General features: G+C 66.3%; 25 protein-coding genes. 19 read left to right on the forward strand and 6 right to left on the reverse strand.

All coding sequences use genetic code 11. The features are described 5' to 3' along the window. Positions 1-70: 70 nt before the first annotated feature. The 8 genes from pilB to AACH06_RS14240 all read left to right on the forward strand — a co-directional run bounded on the left by pilB (position 71) and on the right by AACH06_RS14240 (position 7,515). Positions 71-1,786, forward strand: coding sequence for a type IV-A pilus assembly ATPase PilB (pilB, locus tag AACH06_RS14205; RefSeq protein ID WP_423222031.1), 1,716 nt, complete (start codon positions 71-73; stop codon positions 1,784-1,786). Positions 1,787-1,851: 65 nt separating this feature from the next. After that, positions 1,852-3,075, forward strand: coding sequence for a type II secretion system F family protein (locus AACH06_RS14210; RefSeq protein ID WP_341426381.1), 1,224 nt, complete (start codon positions 1,852-1,854; stop codon positions 3,073-3,075). A gap of 3 nt (positions 3,076-3,078) precedes the next feature. Next, positions 3,079-4,011, forward strand: coding sequence for a prepilin peptidase (locus AACH06_RS14215; protein ID WP_341426382.1), 933 nt, complete (start codon positions 3,079-3,081; stop codon positions 4,009-4,011). Between the two features lie 53 nt (positions 4,012-4,064). Beyond that, a complete protein-coding gene (gene coaE, locus AACH06_RS14220) occupies positions 4,065-4,667 on the forward strand; it encodes a dephospho-CoA kinase (protein WP_341426383.1) in 603 nt (200 codons plus the stop codon). Between the two features lie 90 nt (positions 4,668-4,757). After that, positions 4,758-5,513, forward strand: coding sequence for a cell division protein ZapD (zapD, locus tag AACH06_RS14225; protein ID WP_341426384.1), 756 nt, complete (start codon positions 4,758-4,760; stop codon positions 5,511-5,513). Further along, positions 5,510-5,710, forward strand: a complete 201-nt coding sequence (locus AACH06_RS14230; RefSeq protein WP_341426385.1) for a DNA gyrase inhibitor YacG — start codon at positions 5,510-5,512, stop codon at positions 5,708-5,710. Before zapD ends, AACH06_RS14230 begins: the two co-directional genes overlap by 4 nt. 63 nt (positions 5,711-5,773) lie before the next feature. Next, positions 5,774-5,956 (forward strand): DUF2256 domain-containing protein, encoded by a 183-nt coding sequence (locus tag AACH06_RS14235; protein ID WP_341426386.1) that lies wholly within the window; start codon positions 5,774-5,776, stop codon positions 5,954-5,956. After that, positions 5,953-7,515: a cryptochrome/photolyase family protein gene (locus AACH06_RS14240; RefSeq protein WP_341426387.1), complete on the forward strand. Its 1,563-nt coding sequence runs from the start codon at positions 5,953-5,955 to the stop codon at positions 7,513-7,515. Before AACH06_RS14235 ends, AACH06_RS14240 begins: the two co-directional genes overlap by 4 nt. A 10-nt stretch (positions 7,516-7,525) precedes the next feature. Here the strand turns inward: AACH06_RS14240 and AACH06_RS14245 are convergent, their stop codons facing one another. Continuing rightward, the gene (locus AACH06_RS14245) at positions 7,526-8,113 is read right to left on the reverse strand and encodes a hypothetical protein (protein ID WP_341426388.1); all 588 of its coding nucleotides are present in this window, start codon (positions 8,111-8,113) and stop codon (positions 7,526-7,528) included. Positions 8,114-8,308: 195 nt separating this feature from the next. Here AACH06_RS14245 and AACH06_RS14250 point away from each other — a divergent pair, with 195 nt between their 5' ends. Next, entirely contained in the window at positions 8,309-9,937 is a 1,629-nt protein-coding gene (locus tag AACH06_RS14250; protein WP_341426389.1) for a sensor histidine kinase, read from the forward strand. Then, the gene (locus tag AACH06_RS14255; RefSeq protein ID WP_341426390.1) at positions 9,934-10,632 is read left to right on the forward strand and encodes a response regulator transcription factor; all 699 of its coding nucleotides are present in this window, start codon (positions 9,934-9,936) and stop codon (positions 10,630-10,632) included. The genes AACH06_RS14250 and AACH06_RS14255 overlap by 4 nt, the downstream gene beginning before the upstream one ends. Positions 10,633-10,666: 34 nt before the next feature. Here the strand turns inward: AACH06_RS14255 and AACH06_RS14260 are convergent, their stop codons facing one another. The 3 genes from AACH06_RS14260 to AACH06_RS14270 all read right to left on the reverse strand — a co-directional run bounded on the left by AACH06_RS14260 (position 10,667) and on the right by AACH06_RS14270 (position 14,941). Further along, positions 10,667-13,312, reverse strand: a complete 2,646-nt coding sequence (locus AACH06_RS14260; RefSeq protein ID WP_341426391.1) for a methyl-accepting chemotaxis protein — start codon at positions 13,310-13,312, stop codon at positions 10,667-10,669. A gap of 221 nt (positions 13,313-13,533) precedes the next feature. Beyond that, positions 13,534-13,791, reverse strand: a complete 258-nt coding sequence (locus tag AACH06_RS14265; protein WP_341426392.1) for a MoaD/ThiS family protein — start codon at positions 13,789-13,791, stop codon at positions 13,534-13,536. Between the two features lie 10 nt (positions 13,792-13,801). Then, entirely contained in the window at positions 13,802-14,941 is a 1,140-nt protein-coding gene (locus AACH06_RS14270) for a sialidase family protein (RefSeq protein ID WP_341426393.1), read from the reverse strand. A 213-nt stretch (positions 14,942-15,154) separates the two neighbouring features. Here AACH06_RS14270 and AACH06_RS14275 point away from each other — a divergent pair, with 213 nt between their 5' ends. The 6 genes from AACH06_RS14275 to AACH06_RS14300 all read left to right on the forward strand — a co-directional run bounded on the left by AACH06_RS14275 (position 15,155) and on the right by AACH06_RS14300 (position 20,275). Continuing rightward, positions 15,155-15,958, forward strand: coding sequence for a hypothetical protein (locus tag AACH06_RS14275; protein ID WP_341426395.1), 804 nt, complete (start codon positions 15,155-15,157; stop codon positions 15,956-15,958). Positions 15,959-15,977: 19 nt separating this feature from the next. Beyond that, a complete protein-coding gene (locus AACH06_RS14280) occupies positions 15,978-16,448 on the forward strand; it encodes a hypothetical protein (protein WP_341426396.1) in 471 nt (156 codons plus the stop codon). 26 nt (positions 16,449-16,474) lie between these two features. Next, positions 16,475-17,734 (forward strand): YcaO-like family protein, encoded by a 1,260-nt coding sequence (locus AACH06_RS14285; RefSeq protein ID WP_341426397.1) that lies wholly within the window; start codon positions 16,475-16,477, stop codon positions 17,732-17,734. Between the two features lie 4 nt (positions 17,735-17,738). Further along, on the forward strand, positions 17,739-18,467 hold the full coding sequence (locus tag AACH06_RS14290) for a SagB/ThcOx family dehydrogenase (protein WP_341426398.1): 729 nt from the start codon (positions 17,739-17,741) through the stop codon (positions 18,465-18,467). Continuing rightward, positions 18,464-19,075: a phosphatase PAP2 family protein gene (locus AACH06_RS14295; RefSeq protein WP_341426399.1), complete on the forward strand. Its 612-nt coding sequence runs from the start codon at positions 18,464-18,466 to the stop codon at positions 19,073-19,075. Before AACH06_RS14290 ends, AACH06_RS14295 begins: the two co-directional genes overlap by 4 nt. A gap of 111 nt (positions 19,076-19,186) precedes the next feature. Next, positions 19,187-20,275: a hypothetical protein gene (locus AACH06_RS14300; protein WP_341426400.1), complete on the forward strand. Its 1,089-nt coding sequence runs from the start codon at positions 19,187-19,189 to the stop codon at positions 20,273-20,275. A 129-nt stretch (positions 20,276-20,404) separates the two neighbouring features. Here AACH06_RS14300 and AACH06_RS14305 read toward each other — a convergent pair whose 3' ends face one another. After that, entirely contained in the window at positions 20,405-20,791 is a 387-nt protein-coding gene (locus AACH06_RS14305; RefSeq protein ID WP_341426401.1) for a hypothetical protein, read from the reverse strand. A 391-nt stretch (positions 20,792-21,182) separates the two neighbouring features. On the opposite strand from AACH06_RS14305, the gene groES reads away from it, so the two are divergent. Both groES and groL read left to right on the forward strand, forming a co-directional pair. After that, positions 21,183-21,473, forward strand: coding sequence for a co-chaperone GroES (gene groES, locus AACH06_RS14310; protein WP_128197167.1), 291 nt, complete (start codon positions 21,183-21,185; stop codon positions 21,471-21,473). Between the two features lie 54 nt (positions 21,474-21,527). Beyond that, positions 21,528-23,174: a chaperonin GroEL gene (gene groL, locus AACH06_RS14315; protein ID WP_341426403.1), complete on the forward strand. Its 1,647-nt coding sequence runs from the start codon at positions 21,528-21,530 to the stop codon at positions 23,172-23,174. Positions 23,175-23,236: 62 nt separating this feature from the next. Here groL and AACH06_RS14320 read toward each other — a convergent pair whose 3' ends face one another. Further along, entirely contained in the window at positions 23,237-23,647 is a 411-nt protein-coding gene (locus tag AACH06_RS14320; protein ID WP_341426404.1) for a hypothetical protein, read from the reverse strand. A gap of 216 nt (positions 23,648-23,863) precedes the next feature. Between AACH06_RS14320 and AACH06_RS14325 the strand changes: the two genes are divergently transcribed. Then, on the forward strand, positions 23,864-24,010 hold the full coding sequence (locus tag AACH06_RS14325) for a hypothetical protein (protein WP_341426405.1): 147 nt from the start codon (positions 23,864-23,866) through the stop codon (positions 24,008-24,010). The last annotated feature ends 33 nt before the right edge of the window (positions 24,011-24,043 follow it).

Here is a 24,043-nt window from a genome sequence, read left to right on the forward strand (position 1 = left end):
ATTTACAGGCCCTGTTCCTTCGGCGATGATGGCCGATCATGGTCTATTTGCGCCCTGACGGTGCGTGCTTGTGGATACCCTGATCGAAGCCCCCTCTTCCACGCTGTCCGGCGTCGCGCGCGTCCTGGTTCATGGCGGGAAACTGAAAGTCCAGCGGGCTGAAGAGCTCACCGCAGCGGCGCGCGAAAAACGCGTCAGCTTCGTCAACGCCTTGATGGAGTCGGGCGACATGACCCCGTCGGCGTTGGCGCACAGCCTGTCCGTCGCTCTGGCGGTGCCGTTGCTCGACCTCGATGCGGTCGACATGCAGCGCCTGCCTCGAACCATCCTCGATGCCAAGCTGATCTCGCAGTACAAGGTACTGCCGCTGAGCAAACGTGGTAGCCGACTGTTCCTGGCCTGTGCCGACCCGACCGACCAGGAAGCAGGCGAGCGCATCAAGTTCGCCACGCAGTTGGCGCCTGAGTGGGTGCTGGTCGAGTACGACAAACTCACCCGGCAGATCGACTCCCAGGCCGCGCCTGCGTCGCAGGCCCTGGAAGCCATCGCCAACGCGGAGTTCGATTTCGACGTCACGGAAGAGGACACTGCGCCGGCCGCAGCGGACGTCACGACCGAGGTCGAGGACGCTCCTGTCGTTCGTTTTCTTCAGAAGATGCTGGTCGACGCCATCAACATGCGCGCCTCGGACCTGCACTTCGAGCCCTACGAATTCAACTACCGGGTCCGATTTCGCGTCGACGGCGAGTTGCGCGAAATCACCCAACCGCCCATCGCCATCAAGGACAAGCTGGCGTCCCGGATCAAGGTGATTTCGCGGCTGGACATCTCCGAAAAGCGGGTGCCGCAGGACGGACGGATGAAGCTGCGGTTCGGCAACAAGTCGATCGACTTCCGCGTCAGCACCTTGCCCACGCTGTTCGGCGAGAAGATCGTGATCCGTATTCTCGACTCGTCGAGCGCCAAGCTGGGCATCGACGCTCTGGGCTATGAGGCGATCGAGAAGGATCGACTGATGGCCGCCATCCATCGGCCTTATGGCATGGTGCTGGTCACGGGCCCGACCGGGTCGGGCAAGACGGTGTCGCTCTACACCTGCTTGAACATCCTGAATCAGCCGGGCGTGAACATCTCGACGGTTGAAGACCCTGCCGAAATCAACCTGCCGGGCATCAACCAGGTCAACGTCAACGACAAGGCGGGTTTGAATTTCGCGGCGGCGCTCAAGTCCTTCCTGCGCCAGGATCCGGACATCATCATGGTGGGCGAGATCCGGGATCTGGAGACGGCCGACATTGCCATCAAAGCGGCGCAGACGGGCCACATGGTGATGTCTACGCTGCACACCAACGACGGTCCGTCGACGCTCACCCGCTTGCTCAACATGGGGGTGGCCCCGTTCAACATCGCGTCGAGCGTGCTCTTGATCACGGCACAGCGCCTGGTACGCCGTCTGTGCGAGAACTGCAAAAAGCCGGCAGATTACCCCCGTGCGGCCCTGCTGAAGGCCGGCTTTGCGGAATCGGACATCGACGGCAGTTGGGTGCCCTACAAGGCCGTGGGCTGCAGTGCCTGCAACAACGGCTACAAGGGGCGAGTCGGCATCTACCAGGTGATGCCGGTGACCGAAGAGATTCAGCGGATCATCCTCTCCCAAGGCTCATCGCTCGACATCGCACGGCAGGCACACAAGGACGGCGTGCGGGATCTTCGTCAGTCTGGCTTGGTGAAGGTCAAGGTGGGTGCCACCACGCTTGAAGAAGTCATCGCCGCCACGAACGAGTGACGGATGTATCCGCACAACCACGACAACACTCACATCGATCAATTTGGGGATCGGCCGGAGGCCTCATGGCAACAGCAGCAGTAGCGGCGAAAGACGTTAAAGAATTCATCTTCGAGTGGGAGGGCAAAGACCGCAACGGAAAGATCGTTCGCGGCGAATTGCGCTCCGGCGGTGAAGCCGCGGTCAGCGCCAGCCTGCGCCGTCAAGGCGTGATGGTCACGAAGATCAAGAAGCGGCGCAGTGGCGGCGGCAAGTCGATCAAGGCGAAAGACATCGCTGTCTTCACCCGTCAACTGGCCACGATGATGAAGGCCGGCGTGCCACTGCTTCAGGCTTTCGACATCGTGGGCAGGGGCAGCGCCAATCCTCGGTTGACGCGACTGCTAATGGAGATTCGCTCCGATGTGGAGACCGGGACGAATCTGTCTTCAGCCTTCCGTCGGCACCCTCAGTACTTCGATGCACTCTACTGCAACCTCGTGGAAGCAGGCGAAGCGGGCGGCATCCTGGAAGAACTGTTGAGCCGCTTGGCGATGTATCAGGAAAAGACGCTGGCGATCAAACAGAAGGTCAAGTCGGCAATGATCTACCCGATCTCCGTGCTGGTGGTGGCCTTCGGGGTGGTCACCGTGATCATGCTGTTTGTCATTCCTGCCTTCAAAGACGTGTTCAGGAGCTTCGGCGCGGAACTCCCTGCCCCCACGCTGATTGTCATGGCGATGAGCGACACGTTCGTCAAGTATTGGTGGCTCATCTTCGGCGTCATCTTCGGCGGCGGCTACACCTTCATGCAGACGTGGAAGCGGTCCGAGAAGGTTCAATTCGCGATGGACCGGCTTCTACTTCGCCTGCCCGTCTTCGGCGACTTGATCCGCAAGGCGATCATCGCCCGCTGGACCCGAACCTTGTCCACGATGTTCGCCGCGGGCGTGCCATTGGTGGAGGCGCTCGACTCGGTGGGCGGCACCGCCGGCAACTCTGTCTACGCACAGGCCACCCAGCAAATCCAGCGTGATGTGTCGACGGGTACCGCGCTGACCACATCGATGACCCAGACAGGAGTGTTCCCGAACATGGTGCTGCAAATGGCAGCCATTGGCGAAGAATCCGGTGCGCTGGACGACATGCTGTCGCGTGCCGCCGATTTCTATGAAGAAGAAGTCGACGAGATGGTCAAGGGTCTCTCAACGCTTCTGGAGCCCATCATCATCGTCTTCCTGGGCGGCCTGATCGGCGGCATCGTCGTCTCGATGTACCTGCCAATCTTCAAGCTCGGCCAAGTCGTCTGACCCATGTCCGCTGAATCCCTGAACCTGTGGCTTTCGCCACCGGTGCTGGCCTTGCTCGGCCTGTGCATTGGCAGCTTTTTGAATGTGGTGGTGCATCGGCTGCCGCGCATGATGGAGCGCGACTGGTGGTCGGAAATGGCACAACACTTGGCCGATGGAGAAGAGTTCAAGCATTGTTTTGGAGAGCCGCCACCCAAGGCCCTGGCTGCGGCCTCAGCGGAGCTCGACAAGAAGTTGGACGGCTTGACACCCTACGGGCTGGCGAAACCACGCTCGGCCTGCCCGGCCTGCGGCCACCAGATTCGCTGGCACGAAAACATCCCCGTGTTCGGTTGGCTGCGCCTCGGGGGCAAGTGCGCCGCCTGCAAAACCCGCATCTCACCGCGCTACCCCTTGATCGAACTGGCCACCGGCCTGTTGTTCGCCGCAGTTGGCTGGCGGTTCGGCGCGCATCCGGTGGCGCTCATGTGGTGCGGGGTGTTGGCCACGCTGTTGGCTCTGTCCGCCATCGACTGGGACACCACCTTGCTGCCGGACGACATCACGGTGCCGCTGATCGGTGCCGGGCTGTTGGCTGGTGCGATGGGCTGGTCTGGAATTTCCTTGTCACAAGCCGTGTGGGGCCTGTTGATCGGCTACTTCTCCCTTTGGTCGATCAATGAGCTTTTCAAGCGCGTGATGGGCAAAGAGGGCATGGGCATGGGCGATTTCAAGCTGCTGGCGGCACTGGGTGCCTGGCTCGGGTGGCAGGCCCTGCTGCCGATCATCCTGATTTCCTCGATCATCGGCTCAGTCGTCGGCCTGGGTATGAAGTTCACCCGGGGACTTCGACCCGGTGGGTTCATTCCCTTCGGCCCCTTCCTGGCCGGCGCCGGTGCTGTCGTCATTCTGGCGGGCACCCAGCGCGTGCTGGGCTGGATCGGCCAGGGCTACTGACGCTGCGCTCTCTCGGGATGGCCGTGCCGGGAGGTATCTGCCAAGCCGTTCCGATGCGAATCGGCCTGACCGGCGGTATTGGCAGCGGCAAGAGCACCGTGGCTGCCGCGTTGGCCCGGCGGGGCGCGCTGATCGTGGACACCGACCTGATCGCTCGGCAACTCACTGCGCCGCAAGGCGCGGCCCTGCCTGCCATCGCCGAAGCATTTGGCTCGGCCATGATCGGGGCGGATGGCGCGCTCGACCGCGCCCGGATGCGGACGGAAGTCTTCGCTCAGCCCGCCGCGCGCCAACGGTTGGAATCCATCCTCCACCCCCTGATCGGTCAAACTGCGTTGGCGCAAGCGGGCATTGCGAACCCCGGTCAGCCCGTCGTCTTCGATGTGCCCTTGCTGACCGAATCGGTCCACTGGCGGCAACGGGTCGACCGGGTGCTGCTCGTGGATTGCGACGAGCGACTACAGCTGGCCCGCGTGATGCGGCGATCGGGCTGGACAGAGGCCGAAGTCCTCCGTGTGATGGCGCAACAGGCCTCCCGGCAAGCCCGCCGCGCCATCGCCGATGCCGTCATCGTCAACGAAGAGGGCATCGATCTTGCCGCGCTGGACGCTCAGGTCGGCGTCTTGTGGAGTCGGTGGTGGGTGGATACACACTGACATCCGGGCCGCTGTGAAACAATCGGTGTCAGCCCGCACGCGCCAAGACGCATCGCGGCGCACACGATCGCCGAGCAAGGACGACAAAGTTTGGTTCTCTACGAATACCCTTTCAACGAAGGCATTCGCACGATGCTGCGGTTGGAGCATCTCTTCGCGCGGCTGCATGCCCTGATGCCGCGCGACGCCGCCGTCGACCATCACTTCGCGCTCGCGACGCTGTTCGAGATCATGGATGTCTCGTCGCGGGCCGACCTGAAATCGGATCTGCTCAAGGAGCTCGACCGCCACAAGGCCCAACTGCAAGGGTTCCGGGGCAACCCCAGCGTCTCCGAGGCGGCGCTCGACGAGATCATCGCCCGCATCGACCATGCCCACGTCGGCTTGAACCACCTCAACGGCAAGGCCGGGCACACACTGGTGGCCAACGAATGGCTGATGAGCATCCGCAGCCGCATCAGCATCCCCGGGGGCACCTGCTCCTTCGACCTGCCCGCCTACTACGCCTGGCAGCAATTGCCGCCGGATCAGCGCCGGGCCGATCTCACGCACTGGGTGGACACGCTGGTGCCACTGGCCGAAGCGCTGCTGCTGCTGCTGAACCTGCTGCGCGATTCAGGCGTGCCGCACCGTGTCATGGCCCAGGCCGGGCAGTATCAGCAAAGCCTGCCTCCCGGCCGCACCTACCAACTGCTGAGGTTGCGCATCGACGAACGGCTCGGCCTGGTTCCCGAGATCAGTGGCCACCGACTGATGGTGTCGGTGCGCCTGATGCGCCCCGACGCCGAAGGCCGACTGAAGACGTACCACGGTGACGCCGATTTCGAACTGGCGCTGTGCTCATGACCTCGCCCTCCAACCTGACCGACGCTCCGCCGCGCCGCATGGTGCCCTGCCCCAACTGCAAAGCCCCGGCCCTCTTCTCACCGGAGAACACCTACCGGCCGTTCTGCAGTGCGCGCTGCCAGGGCCATGATTTCGGCGCTTGGGCGAACGAGGCCTACCGCGTCGGCGCTCCCCCTCCTGAGCCGGACTTGGAGTGATCGCGAGCCTGAAGGTGGGGCAGCCTCGAGGCTGAGGTCCCCAGCCTGGACATCGGCCACGCCATGACCTCGTCATTCAAGGGCAACAAGCAAGCGCTGCCCAGCAAGCCATGCGCCGCTTGCGGGCGCCCGATGACATGGCGCAAGCGTTGGGCGCGAAACTGGGACGAAGTCCAGTACTGTTCAGACGCCTGTCGGCGCGCCAAGCGGCGCAACAGCACCCCATCGTCCACATCGGCCCCATGACGCCCCTGCGCACGTTGGTCCTCGTGCTGGGCGATCAGCTCGATCTGGACGCTTCCGCGTTCGACGAATTCGACCCGTCGCAGGACGCGGTGTGGATGGCCGAGGTGGCGCAAGAGTCCACCCACGTGTGGTCGGGTCTGGCGCGGATCGCGCTGTTTTTGTCCGCCATGCGGCACTTCGCCGCGGCCTTGCAGTCACAGGGTCGACCCTTGCACTACCGCCGGCTGGATGACCCGGACAACCGCGGCACGCTGGCCGATGAGTTGCAGGCCGCGCTGGAGCGCCTGCGCCCGCAGCAAGTGACCATGACGGCGCCAGGAGACTGGCGCGTATGGCAAGCGATCAAATCCACCGCCGCCCGCGCGGGCGTGCCGCTGTCGGTGCGCGACGACCGGCACTTCTTCACCACCGTGCGCGAATTCGCGGCACATGCCAAGAAGCGCCGATCCTTGCGTCTCGAGTACTTCTACCGAGAACTCCGCCAACGCCACGGCGTGTTGATGCGAGAAGGCGGTCCGGAAGGCGGCCAATGGAATTTCGACGCCGACAACCGCCAATCGTTCGGCGCAGAAGGCCCGGGCCCCCTGCCCGCACGCTCCCGCTTCGAACCCGACGAGATGACCCGCGAAGTGATCCAGCTCGTCCAGGCCCGCTTCGCATCACACCCGGGCGCGCTGCAGCACTTCGACTGGCCCGTCACGCGCGAACAGGCGTTGCAAGCGCTCGACCAGTTCATCGAGCAGCGCCTGCCGCTCTTCGGGCGCTATGAAGACGCCATGTGGCCTGGTGAACCGTGGCTGTATCACTCGCAGCTGTCGGCCGCCCTCAACCTGAAGCTGCTCAACGCACGCGAAGTGGTGCAGGCTGCCGAATCAGCTTACCGCCGCGGGCACGCCCCGCTGCAAAGTGTCGAAGGCTTCATCCGCCAAATCCTGGGGTGGCGCGAGTATGTGCGGGGCATCTATTGGACGCAGATGCCCGCGTACGCCGAGCACAACTCGCTGAACGCCGAGCGCGACTTGCCGGCGTGGTACTGGACAGGCCATACCGAGATGGCTTGCCTGCGCGATGCCATCCATCAAACCTTGGCGTACGGTTACGCCCACCACATCCAGCGGCTGATGGTGCTGGGGCTGTTCGCGCTGTTGTATGGCGTGCGGCCGCAGCAGGTCCATGCGTGGTTCCTGGCCGTGTACGTGGACGCCGTCGAATGGGTGGAGCTGCCCAACACCGTGGGGATGAGCCAGTACGCCGACGGCGGTCTGATGGCGAGCAAGCCCTACATCGCGACCGGCCGGTACATCCAGCGCATGGGTGGGCCTTGCGCCACATGCCGGTTCGACCCCGAACAGCGGGTGGGCGATGGAGCCTGCCCGTACACCACGCTGTATTGGGACTTCCTGATGCGCCACGAGAGCTGGCTCGCCCGCAACCCGAGAACGGCCCTGCAGGCGAAGAACCTCGCACGCGTCTCGGCGAGCGAGCGTGAAGCCATCACCCAGCGGGCGACGGCGATCCGCCGCGGCGATGTCGGCGTGGCGCCCGCGCCGAAGCGCTGAGCCGCGTGCCTCAACCGCCGGCGTACTCCAGCGAAGAGTGGTGCACCACGATGCGCAGTTTGCCGGCATCGTCTTTCACAAAGGTCCACGTCTTGTCGACCGAGGTCACGCGCCCGTCCTTGCCGGTGAAGTGCACCTTGCCCATCGAGGTGGCGCTGTCCCCGGCGATGAAGATCGCGGCGTTGGCGATCTGGCATTGCGACCAGCCCTTCAGCGCAAAGCCTGTGTCCTTCGGGAAGGCCGGATCACCGCCCACAAAGTAGGCCAAGGCGCCGGCACGGGTGGTGCGGAAGGTTTGTGGGTTCACCGTCAGGGTGGGCTTGAACAGCACGGCGCCCATCTGGTAGCCATAGGCGCTGTCGATCACCTGCTCCGCCAGCGCTTTGGCCGCGCCTTGGCCACCCTGCTTGTAGGCGTTGCCAATGTCGAGCAGCGCCTGGCACCACGCCTGCTGTGCCGCCCGCACCTCAGCCTCGCCGACGGCCTGGTTGACGACCACGGCAGGTGCCTGGGCGGCCACCGGGGCCTGGCCCTGGAACTGCGCCAGCGCGGCGCCCGACAACAGCAAGGCGGCCACAGCCACACCCGTTCGTTTCATCACATGCTCCTTGAAGTGAATAGGGGTTGAAAGAAGACCGCCGGCCCCCGGAACGGGGCGACCTTTGACGGTTCCCCGGCATTGCACCGCCCTGCCTTGAACCTCGCCTGAGCGCTGGATGAGCCGCCGCTGTCCGCTGCATGAACAGAGGATGAACGGCGGCCCGCATCACCCTCGCGCCGCGACAATCCCGCCATGTTTCGCCGTCGACTCACCCTCGTCCTGGGGCTCATTTCCACCGTGGTGGTGCTGGCCGCGCTGCTGGCGGCCGCGTCGCTGGCCGTCACCGAACGGCAGGTGCTTCGCGGTCGGGTGGCCAGCGACATCGCCACGGGGTTCATCCAGCTGTCGGCGCAGAAGCAACGTCTGCGCACCTGGGTGGCCCAGATGCAGCAAGGCGCCGATGTGGACATGGGCGTACGTGCGGAACTGCTGGCCGCGATGCAGGGCACGATGAAGCGGCTCGAAGGCCTCACCCAACAAGCCATTGAGTTGGACGGCAGCGCCGAATCGCGTGAAGAGCACCTGCGTCGGCGCGAAACGCTGGCGGTGTTGGCGCAAAGCGTGGCAGGCCTGGTTCGCTCGGTCGAGAATGCCCAACCCCTGCCGCGTGGCGCCGACGCCCGAGAAGCCTGGGAAGCCCAGTCTCGCGTGTTCGACATGGCCCAAGGCCAGGACGTGCGCAAGTTGATCGCCGAGAACATTGCGCGCGAGACCGCCGCGGTGCAGCGCGAGCGGGCCGCCGCCGATGCGACCCTCTCCGTCGTTCGCTGGCTGTGGCTGGGGGCAGCCGCCGTGCTGGCGGCCACCGCGCTCGCTGCGTTGCTGTACTTCGGCCGCGCCCTGCGCCAACCACTGCACCTGCTCAGTGAAGGCGCTCGCGCACTGCAGGATGGGCGCCTGAGCCACCGCATCCCCCTGTCGGGACGAGACGAGTTCGCCGACGTGGCGCGCAGCGTGAACGCACTCGCCGCGGAACTCGAACAGCATCGCGCCCGCGAATCCGCTCAACGCCAACGGCTCGAGGACCAGGTGGCTGCGAGAACGCAGGAGCTGGCCGACGCACTGGCCTCGCTTCGCCAGGCCGACGCGCAACGCCGCCGGCTGTTTGCCGACATCAGCCACGAACTTCGCACGCCCACCACCGTCATCCGCGGCGAGGCCGAGATCACCCTGCGGGGCGTGGACAAGCCGGCCATCGAATACCGGCAGGCCCTCACCCGCATCGTCGACACCGCGCGTCAATTGGGCTCGGTGATCGACGACCTGCTTGCCATGGCGCGCAGCGACATGGAGTCCCTGTCGCTCACCCGTGAGCCGGTGGACCTGGACGAGCTGGCCTGTGAAGCACTGTTGCAGGCGAGGCCGCTGGCCGAGCGCCAAGGCGTGCGCCTGGGCGAAGCACCGCCCCGCACGGGCCGGCATGTCGTGGATGGCGATGCACTGCGTCTGCGTCAATTGCTCGGCGTGCTGCTCGACAACGCCACCCGCTATTCCAAGCCTGGCGGCCAGGTGGATCTGGACGTGAGCCTGCTGCGCGCCGAAGAGCCATCAGGCGGCCCAGCCACGGTGCAATTGCAGGTGCACGACCGCGGCATCGGCATTTCGGCGGCTGAGTTGCCCCGCGTGTTCGACCGCCATTTCCGCGGCACCAATGCCCGGCGGCACAGCCCCGAAGGCAGCGGCTTGGGCCTCGGCATCGCCCGATCGCTGGCCCAGGCCCACGGAGGCAAGCTGGTGCTGGACAGCGATGCCAGCGGTACCCGCGCCGTGCTGACTCTGCCGGTCGCCACCACCACGGTGATCTCGCGGGCACCGGCATGAACATCCTGATCATCGAAGACGACGCCCGCATCGCCGATTTCCTCGGCCGCGGCCTGCGCGCGGAAGGCCACCGGGTCGACGTGGCCTCCACGGGCCCGCTCGGGCTGGTCGCGGCGCGCCAACTGGCGCGCGACGCGAACGACGACCACCAACCCTCGGTGCTCATCCTCGACCTGATGCTGCCCGGCATCGGCGGGCTGGAGATCTGCCAGACGCTGCGCGCCGAGGGCGTCGCGCTGCCCATCTTGATGCTGTCGGCGCTGGGCACGGTCGAAGACCGGGTGGCCGGCCTGCGCCTGGGCGCGGACGACTACCTTCCCAAGCCTTTCGATTTCGAAGAGTTGCTGGCGAGGTTGGAATCACTGGCGCGACGCAGCCGCGAGCTGCGCCGCATCTCGCCAGCCAGGCTGACCGTGGCCGACCTGGTGTTCGACCGAGATCGCATGCAAGCCAGCCGGGGTGGCCGCCCGCTCAGCCTCACCGCCAAGGAACTGGCACTGCTCGAACTCATGATGAGTGCGCCCGGCCGATTGTTCAGCCGTGAGCGCATCCTGGCCAACGTGTGGGGCGCCAGCGAAGATCCGCTGACCAACATCGTCGACGTCTACATCCGCCGCCTGAGGGCCAAGATCGACGATGGCAGCGATCGCCCGCTGATCCACACGGTGCGTGGCCTGGGCTATCGGCTCGAATAGCGCGCCGGGGGAAAACGCCGCCCGTCCACCGCCCTCAGAACGGCGCGAAGGCCTGTTCGTCGACGGCGTCCACCGCGTCCTGGCCTGTACCGCGGCGCGACTGCGCCTCACGCTTGGCCGCTGCCTGACGGGCCCGCTGCACGGCATCGCCCCCGCCCCCGCCACCACCAGCGCCACCACCGCCAGCGCCCGAGCGGCGCGCCGCCCCCGCAGCGGGACGGCGTTCGGCGCCCCCGGCCATGGCAACGGGTCGGGCCTCATCGGCGTACTCAGACAGGCGGAAGTAGGACATCAGCTCCTGCAACTGCGTGGCCTGGGCCGACAGCTCCTCGGCGGTGGCTGACAGCTGCTCGGAGGCCGATGCGTTCTGCTGCGTCGACGTGTTCAGATGGCCCATGGCGCTCGTCACCTGCCCGATGCCATTCGATTGCTCGGCCGACGCCGCGGCGATCTCCTGCACCAGGTGGGATGTCTGGTTGATCGACGGCACGATCTCACCCAGCAGTGCGCCGGCACGCTCGGCCAGGCTCACCGACTCGCCTGCGAGCTGCCCGATCTCCTGCGCCGCCACCTGGCTGCGCTCGGCCAGCTTGCGCACCTCGGCGGCCACCACCGCGAAGCCCTTGCCATGCTCACCGGCCCGCGCTGCTTCAATGGCCGCGTTCAACGCCAGCAGATTGGTCTGGTAGGCGATGTCGTCGATGATGGAGATCTTCTTCGCGATGGACTTCATCGCATCCACCGTCTGGCCCACGGCCTCGCCACCTTCGATGGCTTCCTTGGCGGCCTTCGAGGCCATGCCGTCGGTGACCGTGGCGTTGTCCGAGTTCTGCTTCACCGAGGCCGCCATCTCCTGCAGCGAGGCGGTGGTCTCTTCCAGGCTCGCCGCCTGCTCGGAGGCCGATTGCGACAGCGCCTGTGAGGTGGACGACACCTGCGAAGAGGCCGAGCTGAGCTGTTCGGCGGCTGCGCGCACCTGCGTGATGGTGCGACTGAAATTGCGCACCAGATCGTTGAACTGGCCGCCGATCTCGCGATAGAAGCCCGTCAGCGATTCGGTATCGACGCTCGAGGTGAAATCGCCGTTCGACGCTGACGTGGCCACTGCGGCAATGGCGGCCTCGGCCGCGAGTTGGTCCGTCATGTCCACCCATTGGCCCACGGTGCCCAGCTGCTGGCCCTCGCTGTCCAACACGGGCGTGGTGCGCACGTCGTAGGTCCGGCCGCCCAGCTTGAGCTGGCTGGTCGTCGAGTCACGCAGCGAACGCAGTTTCGCCACCGCGGCCTGCGGGTCGCGGTAGAAGATGCCGATCGACTGGCCCACCACCTGGCGGGCGTCGAAGCGGCCCAGCTCCTCGCGGAACGCGGCTTCATCGCGAAGCAGAATCGTCTGCAGCGCCTGGTTGATGTAGACGATGGTGCCCTCCGCGTCGGCGATGCGGGTGGGCACTGCCGCCACGTCCAACGCCTGTCGGATGCGAGATGATTCCTTGATCGTGTCAGCGTCGTGCTGATTGCGCTGCCGAATCGCCCCTTGCATCAGGGCGAACTGGCGCAGCAACTGCCCGGCCTCGTCGCTGCCGCGGTCTTCCACGCTCATCGACAGGTCACCGCCGGCCACCGCCTGAGCCACCTCCACGGCACGGCCGATCGGACGGGTGACCGAGCGGACGATGGCGACGCCGAACGCCAGCGCCAGCAAAGAGACCACACCGATTTGCCCCAGGATCAGGTTGCGGCTGTGGGTGATCGCCTGCACCCGGTCGGTCAGGATCGCCTCCAGGGCATCGTCCGACGCGGCCAGCAGTTGGTCTTGTGCTTCTGCGGCGGCCGTGCCCACGGCGTGGAATGCCGTCTCGGTCAGCGCCTCGCGCCCCTTGGCCGCCACGTCCTTCGCCGCCGCAGCCAGCCGGGCGGTCTCGGCTTGCGCCTTGCTGAGGGCGGGTGCCAGCAGCCGCTCGAGATCGGGGTTCATGTGCATCGCGTGGGTGATCTGGCCTTGCCCACGCTCGAAGAAATACTCGGCCCGCTCGGTGGCGCTTTCGAGGAGCACCCGGTCGGCCGCCCCCGGCTGCTTGCTGCGCAGGATCTGCGCACCGATCGAGCGCAAGCCCACGGTCTCGTTGGCAGCGCGCGGCAGGTGATCCATCAACGCGGTCATCAGGTTGTAGCTGTCCGCGATGGGGTCGAGCGCGAGGCCCGACCCATCGGCCACATCGTCGAGCATCGCCAGCAGCGGGTCGACCGCATCGCCATGCAGGCGCCCGATGTCCGACAGGCTTGCTTTCCCGCCTTCCGCCTCGGACTGCACACGCTTCCACGCCGCACGCGACTTGCCCAGGTTGTCGCCAGCGCCTTCGTAGTTGAGCGGGGCCAGCGTCTTGTCGATGGCGTCGAACGCACCCTCGACGTCGGCGGCGGCGCGGCGGCGCTCGGCTTCGGCCTTCTCGTCACCCAGGCCGGCCATGATGCTGAATTGCTCGTGGCGATCAATCAGCGTGATCAGCCGATGGGTCAGCCGCACCGGCGCCATGCCGGCGGCCTCGCCGCGGGCAACGCTGATCTCGTCCAGTTTGTACTTGATCAGGTGGAACAGCGGCAATGCGCACAACACGGCGCCCATCAGTCCCAACGCCGCAAACTTCTGCCACAGCTTCATGCGGCGCAGCATGTTGTTCATGGGAGGCATCTCTCTTTCCGAATGTCCGAGCCCGACAAGGCGTGATCCGGGCCGCGTGGCCCACACCAACGCAGTGTCGGATCAGGCGCATCGGGAGAAATGACGGAAATGAGCGTGTTTGGCGTGGCGATTCGAACCTTCCACGGAGGCGGACGACGACGCACGCAGGAGCCGGCGGCGCCTGCCGGCAGGCACGGCGGCCGCCTTCGTCGAACCCTGAATCACCCCCCGCTCAGCGCCAACACGATCGCGACACCGTCACTCGGTTGAAGCGGGTGGGACAGGTCGCGCACCCCCTGCCCGTTCACGAAAATGCGCAGGTTGGGGCGCAGTTGCTGCTGCTCGTCGGCGATGCGAAAGCGGATGCCCGGAAAGCGCGCGTCCATGTCGGCCAACATCGCCAGCAGGCTGTCGCCCGCCGCTTCGATCGTCGAAGTGCCGGTGTAAGACACCAGCGCGCTGGGCACCAAAACTCTCATGCCCGCACCTTCATCGCAGCACGGCAGATTCGACCGCGTAGATCTCGGGCAGATGGCGGGCGAGGTTCTCCCAGCGCGAGCCGCCGTCATGGCCGATCCACAGCTCTCCACTGGTCGTGCCCAGGTAGAGCGCCGGGCTGGGCAGGGTGTCGGCCGTCATCGCCTGGCGCTTGACCGTCCACCAGGCCTGCTGCGTCGGCAGCCCCTCATCTCGGCGCTGCCAGGTCTGCCCACCATCGTGGGTGGCATAGACCGCCGGCCGCCCGGCGGGGCTGGTGCGCGGCCAGACATCGGTGCCATCCATCGGGAAGACCCACGCGGTGTCGGCATCGGCAGGGTGGACCACCATCGGAAAGCCGATGTCGCCCACCTCGGCGGGCATCTGGCGGCCGATCCTCGACCAAGTGGTGCCAGGACGATCGAGGCGATAGATGCCGCAATGGTTCTGTTGGTACAGCCGGTCGGGGTTCGAGGGGCACAAACGCACGCAGTGCGGATCATGGAACGTCACCTCGGCCACATCGAAGCCGGCCACGACCTCCATGCCCGCAATGAGCGTTGACCAGCTCTGGCCACCATCTCGCGACTCATGCACACCGCCGCCCGACATGCCGAACAGCAGGTGCTTGGCATCGCGCGGGTCGACGATGATGGAGTGCAGCTTCGGGCCATCGGGCGTGCCGTCCTGGACGGTCCCCATCCATTCCCGAAACCGGGCGTCGTCGTTGACGGCCGGCAGCGGCGCCCAGCTTTCGCCCCCATCTTCCGAGCGGAACAAGCCCTGCGGCGACGTGCCCGCATACCAGGTGCCCACCTCGCTGGCGTGGCCCGGCGTGAGCCAGAAGGTGTGATCCACCGTGCGGGCGGGCAGATCGTTCGTGGGCTTGGCGAACGCCGGCGGTTGGCGCGCCTCTTTCCAGGTCTGCCCCAGGTCGGTGGACCGGAACACCGTGGGCCCGAGGTGGCCGGTCTTCGCGGCCGCCAGCAGCGTGCAGCCGTCGCGCGGGTCCATCTGGACATGGCTGATGTTGTGGCCCAGGAAATGCGGCCCATCGATGCGCCAGGCCGATCGGCCCGTATCGCCATGAAACAGCCACGCGCCCTTGCGCGTGGCCACGAACAGCACCAGACGGGAGGAAGATGAACTCATGACAGTCGCTCCGTGTTAGCCGCCACCGGCAGCATGATGAGGCGGCGGAAAGCACCTCGCCATGGCGACGAACGAGCAGGCCGGTTTTCGACAGCGGGTGGTGCGGGCCTGACGCCCCCCCTACAACCCCACCCGCTCGCACCCAACTGCACCAGCAGCGGGCACTAAACTAGCACGGTCAGGCGGATTCTTGCGCCTCTCATCGCCACCTTCATGCCGCCCGAGTCCAGGTCTCCAGACGAAGCTGCCATCTGGCACGCGAATCCTCAATGGCGGCTGGACATCCACGACGACCACCTGGTAGTCAGCGCGGGCGCCGACGAGGTCTATCTGGTGGATGAGGCGCCCGCCGACACCTTGGCCACGCTGATGCAGGCTTGGCAAGACCAGCGCTGCGGGAGCCTGGCCAACGACCCCGTGGTGGGTGCGGCGGTGCGTCAACTGCGGCGCTTGGGCGCCCTGCTGCCCGCCGACGCCCTGCACCACACCGCACAGCCGCGCGCCGCGCTGCGTTGGTTCGGCCAGCCCTGGCCCGAACTGGAGAGCGCCTTGCAGCGGCACGGCTGGCGGTGGGACGACGACGCTGCGCTGCAGCTGTGCGTGCGCACCGATGCGTCGTGGGCCGAGATGCTGCACGACTACCAGCACCAACCACCCCGGCGCACCCATGTCCTGCTGGACCTGGCCTACCACCACACCCTCTGCCTCGGGCCGCTGGTGGTACCGGGGCAGACCGCCTGCCTGGCGTGCTTCGGCCATCGGGTGGCGCATCGCTGGGGCGACCTGCCCCCTCCGCCCGCCCCCGCCAACCGGCATCGGCTGGCCGGCATCGCGGCGCTGATGGCCGACCATGTGACGCTGGGCTCGCGCTGTGTGGAGGCCTCGCTGGCGCTGGACCTGCGTCAGTTCAGCATCACCCGGTCACCGGCGTACCTGCAACCCGGCTGCAACGTCTGCGCCAGCCAGCGCACATCCCCGCCCGACACAGGCTCCCTCGCGCTGCCGTGGGTGAACTGATCACAACCAACCGTCCGCCATGCACCGTCTGCCCACCCAGTTCGACACCCAAGCCGCGCGCCGCGACGAATCGGCCGCTGCAGGCGGTTCTACCAGCACCACCTGCAGTTCGTGCATCGTCACCCTGGGAACCACCTCGGTGCTCACCTCGATGTACTTCTCTGCCGTGGGCAAGAAGGAGGTGCTGGCTCCCGCCACTGACGCGGCGCCAGCCCCCAAACCCACGCCCTGGAAAGTCATTGGCTTCTTCCTGCCGCTGGCCACGCTGCTGCTCTCGGGCGCCATGGTGGGCGTGTTCGCCGTCGGGGGCGGGGCGGGGGTGATCCTCGCTGCCCTCTTGGGCCTGCTGACCTGGGTGGGTGCCTTTGTCTTCCTGCATCGTCGAGCCGGCAGGAGCACGGCGGGCGGCCTGCTCGCCGGCGTGATTGGGCTGGTGCTCTTGTGCGGCGGTGTCGCGCTCGAGATGATGGGCTGGTTGACTTCGCTTTGAGCCTCTCCAGGGCGCTGGCGCGCCCCTTGTCTCAACACCTGTTGCTGAGAGCGGCCGATCAGCGCAGCGGCATGGTGCGGGCAGTGCACGACGTGCCCACCACCGCCAACGACCTCCCGGGCCTCGTCAACGCCACGGTGCTGCCCGATGCGGCCAACCCGTGGCAGGGGGTGGCCGGCGGTGTGGCCTGGCGCGACACGGCGCAGGCGCGCATGGCCGCTGTGGCCGAGGCGCTCGAGCGCTACTGCGCCGGCATCACGGCACGGCACCCGCGGCGGCGCGCCGACCTGGCCGGCGAAACCGTGATCGATGAAGAGAAGTGGTCACTCTTCAGCCGCGCGCAGCGCACGCGGCCGGGCTTTCCCTGGCCCATGCCGATGTCACCGGACGATGCCTTCGTCAAGGTGTACCACCTCGCCACCAACGAGCCGGCCTGGGTGCCCCAGGAAATGCTGGGGCTGGGTATCGCCGAGGGGCGCATGCGGCTGCCGAGCACGTCCAGCGGATTGGCCGCCCACCTCGACAGCCACCAAGGCCCCTGGTTGGCGATGCTGCGTGCACTGCAAGAGGTGCTGGAGCGCGACGCCCTGTCGGTGACCTGGCTGCACAGCCTGGGCGGCGCCGAATGGCAGCTGCCGGCGGACTTGGCTGAGGTGGCCGAAGCGGCAGGCGCCCGGGTGCACGCCTTTGACCTGACGCAGCGCTGGAACCCGCAGGCCGTGGTGGCCGTGGCCGGCCGGTTGGACGTCGAAGGGCGCCCCCGCCACGGCTTCGGCCTGGCATGCCGCGCCACCCGCGACGAAGCGCTGCGCAAAGCCTGGCTGGAGTGGGGGCAAAGCCTGCGCTATGCCGACCACCTCTGCCACCAGGCCCGCGTCGCCATTCCGCAGGCCCCTGGTGCGCTGCGCGAATTCAGCCAGCACGCCGCCTACTACACGGCGCACCCGGGTGGCTGGGAGCAGTTGCCGCTGCTGGCCGGGCGCCGGCCGGGCGGCGGTCAGCCTGTCGAAGCCGATGGCGGCGCCCCCGCCGAGGTCCAACTGCGGCAGACCGTGCAAGCCCTGCAAGCCGCGGGCATCGACACCTACTACCGCGAACTCACCACCACCGACGTCGCCCAGGCCGGCCTGCGCGTGGTGCGGGTTCTGGCCCCGCAGCTCACGCCGTTGCATGCCGACGAGCGGGCGCCATTCCTGGGCGGGCGCTGCACCGACGTGGCCTGGCGCTACCCGGGTGCCCGCCCACAAGGCCCCTTCCCCAACCCCTGGCCGCACCCGCTGGGCTGAAACGATGAGCTCACTGCACGACGATGCCCCGCTGTTCTGGCAGTTCTGGCGCCACAGCGAGCTCAATACTGCCCGGCGTGCATTGATGCTGGAGCGCATCGAACGCGATGCCGTGCAGGGCAGCGACGGCGTGCGCCCCATTTGGCCTCAGGCCGCCACGCCGCTGCCCGCCCCAGACGCATCGGTGCACACCCCCTGGGCCCGCCGCCGCAGCGAGCGCCAGTTTGCGGCCCGGCCGCTGGCACCCAAGGCGCTGTCCAACCTGCTGTGGCCCCTGTCGGAACGCGCCGATGGCCACCGCCAACTGGCATCCGGTGGCGGCAAGTACCCCTTGCGAGTCCATGTGATCGGTTTGGCTCTGGAGGGCATGCCCCCCGCGGTGCACTGGTACGACCCGCAACGCCACGGCCTCACCCGCCGCGCGCCTGCGCCATCGTGGCCAGTTTTGGCAGAGGTGCTGGGTTGGGCCGACAGCACACCCGCCGCCGTGCTGGTGGTGACCGCGCTGGTGGACGGCATGGTGGCCAAGTACGGCGAGCGCGGCGGCCGCTTTGCGCTGCTGGAGGCGGGCAGCTACCTCGGCGCCTTGCAGTGGGAATGCGCCCGTTCCGGCCTGGGCAGCCTCGCGCTCGGCTCGTACGACGACCAGCGCCTGCTGCGCGTCATCCACGCCGACGCCGAGCGCGAGCTGGCCATGGCCGTGTGCGCCGTGGGCCACCCCCTGCAGCCGTGAACCTCCCGTCTCGCCCCTCGCCCGGGCAGGCCTTGATGCACCTCGTGGCCGTGGGCGGCGTGTTCCTGGGCGGCTACCAGCTCACGCTGCGCCGCGCGCACCGGCTGGGCGAGCTGCCCAGCAGCCTCTCCTCCTGGGATGCCTGGGTGCCGTTCTGGCCCGCCAGCATCCTTCCCTACGCGTCCATCAACCTCGTGTACCTCGCGGCCTTCTTTCTCTGCCGCACCGAGCGCGCCCTGCTGCGCCTCACGCTGCAGCTGTTGTTCGTGCAGATCGCCGCCTTCATCTGCTTCTGGTGCTGGCCGTTGCAGTGGGGCCGGCCTCGCCCCGCGCTAGAAGGCATCTGGGCGCAGGCCTACGGCTGGCTCGGCAGCTTCGACCTGCCGCACAACCTGGCGCCCTCGCTGCACATCGCCGTGCTGGTGGTGCTGTGGTCACTGCTGCGCAGCATCGTCTTGCCGCGCCACCGGGTGTGGGTGCACGCCTGGGCCGGTGTGGTGGCCCTCTCAGCGCTCACCACCTGGCAACATCACTTGCTGGACGTGGCCGGCGGCGCGGTGTTGGGCGCGCTGGCGCTGGCCGGACCGCGCCGTTCAGATGGCATCTAACGCCACCCCTGTGTGGCCCCCCAGAGCCCCGGCGTCCTGGTGCCGGTCGCCTTGGGCCCCATCGAGCCAGAGCGCTGGCTCCGTGATTCATCTTCCAACAAGGAGCAAGCCATGCGCATGCTGGCTGGATGGCGACGCGCGCAGGGCGCGCTGCTGCTGTGTCTTTCCGCCCTTGGCGTGGCCCATGCCGAGCCCTTCAGTTTCGTGGCGCTCGGCGACACGGCCTACAACGGCGAGGCCGACTACCCGGTCTATTCGGCACTGATCAACCGCATCAACCAAGAGCGGCCGGCCTTCAGCATCCACATCGGCGATGTATGGGGCGCAACGAGTTGCCTGGACGAGGATCACCGTCAGATCCTCGGCTGGTTTGCCCGCTACGAGCACCCACTGATCTACACGCCGGGCGACAACGAGTGGACGGACTGCATCGATCCCGAAGTGATCGCCGCAGACGAGCGCATCGACGAAGGCAAGGCCCGCCCCGGCGACGAGCAACTGCTGGCCGATTTCAAGCAGTTGTCGAGCCGTGCGACTCGCCCAGGGAAGTGGGCGCTGGACAGCCTGGCGCGCATTCGGCGCACCTATTTCAGTACGCCGCGCAGCTTGGGCCAAACCACCATCCCCCTGGTGCGCCAGGCTGCGACATCCCGGCGACATCCCCAGATGGTCGAGAACGCGCGCTGGGCCAAAGACAGCGTGGTCTTCGCCACCGTGCATGTGGTGGGCTCGATGAACAGCCTGTCGGTCGCCAGCCCGGAGGCCGCGGCCGAGGCGGTGGCGCGCAATCAGGCCAACGTCGAATGGATCCAGCAGACCTTTGCCGAAGCGGCGAAGACCGATGCCAAGGCCATCGTTCTCGCCATGCACGCGTCATTCTTCGACAAGATGCCTGCTCCGGGACAGGGCACGGGGCACGCCGTGCGCGGGGGCCGATCCGGCCCCTACGGATTGATCGCGTTGGCCATCCAGGAACTGTCCGCCCAGTTTGGCAAACCGGTGCTGCTCATCCACGGAGACGACCACGAGTTCACGATCGATAGGCCGTTCCTGACCCCCGACGAAGCCAAGCAACAGTTCAAGGGCGGCAACGTCATGCGCCTACAGGTGTATGGCGCACCCGAGATCCGCGCCGTGCGCATCGGTGTGGATACCGCCACGCCTTGGGTGTTTTCCTTCTCGCCGCTGTTCATGCAGTGAGTCAAGGGCCTCGCGCGGGTGCCGCGAGGCTGGAACTGCCGGCGCGGCCACAACTTGACGGACAACAGATGCCATCGGACATAGACATCCTGGCGAGTCCGTTGAAGAGGTGCCGTTCGAACCGAACGGCTATTTTGCGAACTGGAACCATCTCACCTCAACCCCTCCCGCACCTGTCGTAGACGCCACGCTCCAGGTCGAGAACTTCCTCACTGGGAAGGTGAATGTGTCCTGATACGTGGAGATGACGCCGTCGAGATAGTTGTCTGCCGCCGAACCCTCTGCAACCGGCTCTCCATCCACGATGCCGGTGGCGTACACCCCACGCCAGGGGGATCCCGCGACGAGCTTCGCGACAACGAATCCGTCCTGCTTGGCCACGTAAGTGATATTGACGTCCTTGCGGGTGTAGCCGGCCGCCGCTGATGGCGCCGGCGCCACGATCTCGGCAATGGCCGATACGCCGGCCATGCAAGTTGACAAGCTGACCGCCGCAATGCAAGCAAGTGTTCTCATGTGATGAGCTCCCTTAGTTCAGACACACGCCCGGCCTCGGCCTATCGATGACTGCTCCGATGACTACTCACGAGCCAGTTCGATCGACCATTTATGAGCCAGCAGCAAATCCTCTGCTTCATCAAGATCACGTGCAACTTAAACCCTGATGACCTCGCATACATGGTGCTCAAGGTCGCCGCGTCGTCAAAGCAGACACCCGCTCAGGGACTCTTGAAACGCAAAACATGGTCCCTATAATGTTGCTAGCACTCGATCAGCCGGAGTGCTAACAGCCGGCGATACGAGCAGCCCTTTTGGGGTGACCGCTCTGCGGGAGCCCAATGTGAATGAGTGCCAACTTTCTTGGCATATCGCTCCAAGTCTCACTGCTATGCACAAAGGAGATGCAATGAAGCTTCGTCCGTTGCACGATCGCGTGATCGTCAAGCGCCTGGAAAACGAAACCAAGACCGCCTCGGGCATCGTCATCCCCGACAACGCCGCAGAGAAGCCCGACCAGGGTGAGGTGCTGGCCGTCGGCCCCGGCAAGCGCAACGACAAGGGCGACTTCGTGGCCCTGAACATCAAGGTCGGTGACCGCGTCCTCTTCGGCAAGTACTCGGGCCAGACCGTCAAGGTCGATGGCGAAGAGCTGCTGGTCATGAAGGAAGACGACCTGTTCGCCGTGGTGGAGAAGTAAGCCGCTTGGCGCTTCTCGCACTGACCTCACAACACTGAATTCGGAGAAATCAACATGGCAGCAAAAGACGTCATCTTCGGCGCCGACGCCCGTCACCGCATGGTGGAAGGCGTGAACATCCTGGCCAACGCGGTCAAGGTCACGCTGGGTCCCAAGGGCCGCAATGTCGTGCTCGAGCGCTCGTTCGGCGCCCCGACCGTCACCAAGGACGGTGTCTCGGTCGCCAAAGAAATCGAGCTGAAGGACAAGCTCCAGAACATGGGCGCCCAGATGGTCAAGGAAGTCGCTTCCAAGACCAGCGACAACGCCGGTGACGGCACCACGACCGCCACCGTGCTGGCCCAGGCCATCGTGCGCGAAGGCATGAAGTACGTGGCCGCCGGCATGAACCCGATGGACCTGAAGCGCGGCATCGACAAGGCCGTTGTGGCCCTGACGGAAGAGCTGAAGAAGGCCTCGAAGCCCACGACCACCAGCAAGGAAATCGCTCAGGTCGGCACGATCTCGGCGAACTCTGACGAATCGATCGGCAAGATCATCGCCGACGCGATGGACAAGGTCGGCAAGGAAGGCGTCATCACGGTCGAAGACGGCAAGAGCCTGAACAACGAGCTGGATGTCGTCGAAGGCATGCAGTTCGACCGCGGCTACCTGTCGCCCTACTTCATCAACCAGCCCGAAAAGCAAGTTGCCCTGCTGGACAACCCGTTCGTGCTGCTGTTCGACAAGAAGATCAGCAACATCCGCGACCTGCTGCCAACGCTGGAGCAAGTGGCCAAGTCGGGCCGCCCGCTGCTGATCATCGCTGAAGAAGTCGAAGGCGAAGCGCTGGCCACCCTGGTGGTCAACACGATTCGCGGCATCCTGAAGGTCGTCGCCGTCAAGGCCCCGGGCTTCGGCGATCGTCGCAAGGCCATGCTGGAAGACATCGCCATCCTGACGGGCGGCAAGGTCATCGCTGAAGAAGTGGGCCTGTCGCTCGAGAAGGTCACGCTGGCCGATCTGGGCCAAGCCAAGCGCGTCGAAGTGGCGAAGGAAAACACCACCATCATCGACGGCGCCGGCGCTGCCGCGGACATCGAAGCCCGCGTCAAGCAGATCCGCATCCAGATCGAAGAAGCCACCAGCGACTACGACCGCGAGAAGCTGCAAGAGCGCGTGGCCAAGCTGGCTGGCGGCGTGGCCGTCATCAAGGTCGGTGCCGCCACCGAAGTCGAGATGAAGGAAAAGAAGGCCCGTGTCGAAGACGCGCTGCACGCCACCCGTGCCGCCGTTGAAGAAGGCATCGTGGCTGGTGGTGGCGTCGCGCTGCTGCGCGCCCGTCAAGCCGCTGGCGCCATCAAGGGCGACAACGCCGACCAAGACGCTGGTATCAAGCTGGTGCTCAAGGCCATCGAAGCCCCGCTGCGCGAGATCGTCTACAACGCCGGTGGCGAAGCCTCCGTCGTCGTGAACGCGGTGCTGGCCGGCAAGGGCAACTACGGCTTCAACGCCGCCAACGACACCTACGGCGACATGATCGAGATGGGCATTCTCGATCCGACCAAGGTGACCCGTACCGCACTGCAGAACGCCGCGTCCGTCGCGTCGCTGATGCTGACCACCGAAGCGATGGTCGCCGAAGCGCCGAAGGAAGAGGCTCCCGCCGGTGGCATGCCTGGCGGCATGGGCGGCATGGGCGGCATGGGCATGGACATGTAAGTCCTGCCCGAGCATCCCTGCTCGAATGGAAGGGCCACCGCGAGGTGGCCCTTTTTCTTTGCTCAGCGCACGCGGCAGGTGGCCGTGGCGCTCGTCACCGTGGCGCCGCTGGCGTCCAGCAGCGTGGCGGTGACCGTGCCGTCGACGATGAACCCCTTAGAGATGGCGGTCGCGCCCTGGCGAATGTTTCGCGGGTTGCTGTCGAAGTCGAATTCCACTTCGTTCAAGACTTCCTGCTTGGCTGCGCTTTGCGCGCTGTTGCCGCCGGAGGTCAGCACCGTGGTGTACCAATCTCCGGGTTGGCCGCCGCAGTAGTAGCACCCGAGCGCGCTGACGTCCACCGACGCCTTGGAGCGGTCGGACCGCTTCTCGCACTTGATCTTCAAGGTAGCGGCTTGAGCCCCCAGAGCCGTCACGGAGAGTGCGGCGGCGGCAGCGAGGGCGGCGAACAAACGGGTCGAAGAGTTCTTCATGGACGGCTCCGGGATTGAGGTGATGTGCCGATGCGATGTGTTGGCGTCGGTTCACCACAGAGCCACGGGTCCGCGCCCAGATACACCGTGCCCTGAATTTCTCTGGCCAGACATCGAGCATCGCGGAGCACCCCTGGTCATCCCGGGCTCGGACTGCCGGCGCTGACCGACCAGACTGTCGACTACCCCCAAAGCCTTCTGGAAAGTCGACATGGGTTGGCCACCCTCTCACTGCTTGACGGCCATCGCCCGGGGGGGCAGTTCAGCTTCGAGGTGGAGATGGAGCGGAGCAACGCCGACGCCGCGCCCGATGCGTCTGTCTTCGGCGACAGCCTGAGCGAGACCCGCGCCCGGCGCGTCTGAGCGCCTCACCGACCCGCGCGACAATCCGCGTCC

Source organism: Ideonella lacteola (assembly GCF_038066555.1).
GTDB lineage: Bacteria > Pseudomonadota > Gammaproteobacteria > Burkholderiales > Burkholderiaceae_C > Ideonella > Ideonella lacteola.

Excerpts from the sequence above, each read along its gene's own strand:
- AACH06_RS14210 (WP_341426381.1), top strand. The coding sequence starts at position 1,852 with ATGGCAACAGCAGCAGTAGCGGCGAAAGACGTTAAAGAATTCATCTTC.
- AACH06_RS14215 (WP_341426382.1), top strand. The coding sequence starts at position 3,079 with ATGTCCGCTGAATCCCTGAACCTGTGGCTTTCGCCACCGGTGCTGGCC.
- coaE (WP_341426383.1), top strand. The coding sequence starts at position 4,065 with ATGCGAATCGGCCTGACCGGCGGTATTGGCAGCGGCAAGAGCACCGTG.
- AACH06_RS14230 (WP_341426385.1), top strand. The coding sequence starts at position 5,510 with ATGACCTCGCCCTCCAACCTGACCGACGCTCCGCCGCGCCGCATGGTG.
- AACH06_RS14235 (WP_341426386.1), top strand. The coding sequence starts at position 5,774 with ATGACCTCGTCATTCAAGGGCAACAAGCAAGCGCTGCCCAGCAAGCCA.
- AACH06_RS14240 (WP_341426387.1), top strand. The coding sequence starts at position 5,953 with ATGACGCCCCTGCGCACGTTGGTCCTCGTGCTGGGCGATCAGCTCGAT.
- AACH06_RS14245 (WP_341426388.1), bottom strand. The coding sequence starts at position 8,113 with ATGAAACGAACGGGTGTGGCTGTGGCCGCCTTGCTGTTGTCGGGCGCC.
- AACH06_RS14250 (WP_341426389.1), top strand. The coding sequence starts at position 8,309 with ATGTTTCGCCGTCGACTCACCCTCGTCCTGGGGCTCATTTCCACCGTG.
- AACH06_RS14255 (WP_341426390.1), top strand. The coding sequence starts at position 9,934 with ATGAACATCCTGATCATCGAAGACGACGCCCGCATCGCCGATTTCCTC.
- AACH06_RS14260 (WP_341426391.1), bottom strand. The coding sequence starts at position 13,312 with ATGAACAACATGCTGCGCCGCATGAAGCTGTGGCAGAAGTTTGCGGCG.
- AACH06_RS14265 (WP_341426392.1), bottom strand. The coding sequence starts at position 13,791 with ATGAGAGTTTTGGTGCCCAGCGCGCTGGTGTCTTACACCGGCACTTCG.
- AACH06_RS14270 (WP_341426393.1), bottom strand. The coding sequence starts at position 14,941 with ATGAGTTCATCTTCCTCCCGTCTGGTGCTGTTCGTGGCCACGCGCAAG.
- AACH06_RS14275 (WP_341426395.1), top strand. The coding sequence starts at position 15,155 with ATGCCGCCCGAGTCCAGGTCTCCAGACGAAGCTGCCATCTGGCACGCG.
- AACH06_RS14280 (WP_341426396.1), top strand. The coding sequence starts at position 15,978 with ATGCACCGTCTGCCCACCCAGTTCGACACCCAAGCCGCGCGCCGCGAC.
- AACH06_RS14290 (WP_341426398.1), top strand. The coding sequence starts at position 17,739 with ATGAGCTCACTGCACGACGATGCCCCGCTGTTCTGGCAGTTCTGGCGC.
- AACH06_RS14300 (WP_341426400.1), top strand. The coding sequence starts at position 19,187 with ATGCGCATGCTGGCTGGATGGCGACGCGCGCAGGGCGCGCTGCTGCTG.
- AACH06_RS14305 (WP_341426401.1), bottom strand. The coding sequence starts at position 20,791 with ATGAGAACACTTGCTTGCATTGCGGCGGTCAGCTTGTCAACTTGCATG.
- groES (WP_128197167.1), top strand. The coding sequence starts at position 21,183 with ATGAAGCTTCGTCCGTTGCACGATCGCGTGATCGTCAAGCGCCTGGAA.
- groL (WP_341426403.1), top strand. The coding sequence starts at position 21,528 with ATGGCAGCAAAAGACGTCATCTTCGGCGCCGACGCCCGTCACCGCATG.
- AACH06_RS14320 (WP_341426404.1), bottom strand. The coding sequence starts at position 23,647 with ATGAAGAACTCTTCGACCCGTTTGTTCGCCGCCCTCGCTGCCGCCGCC.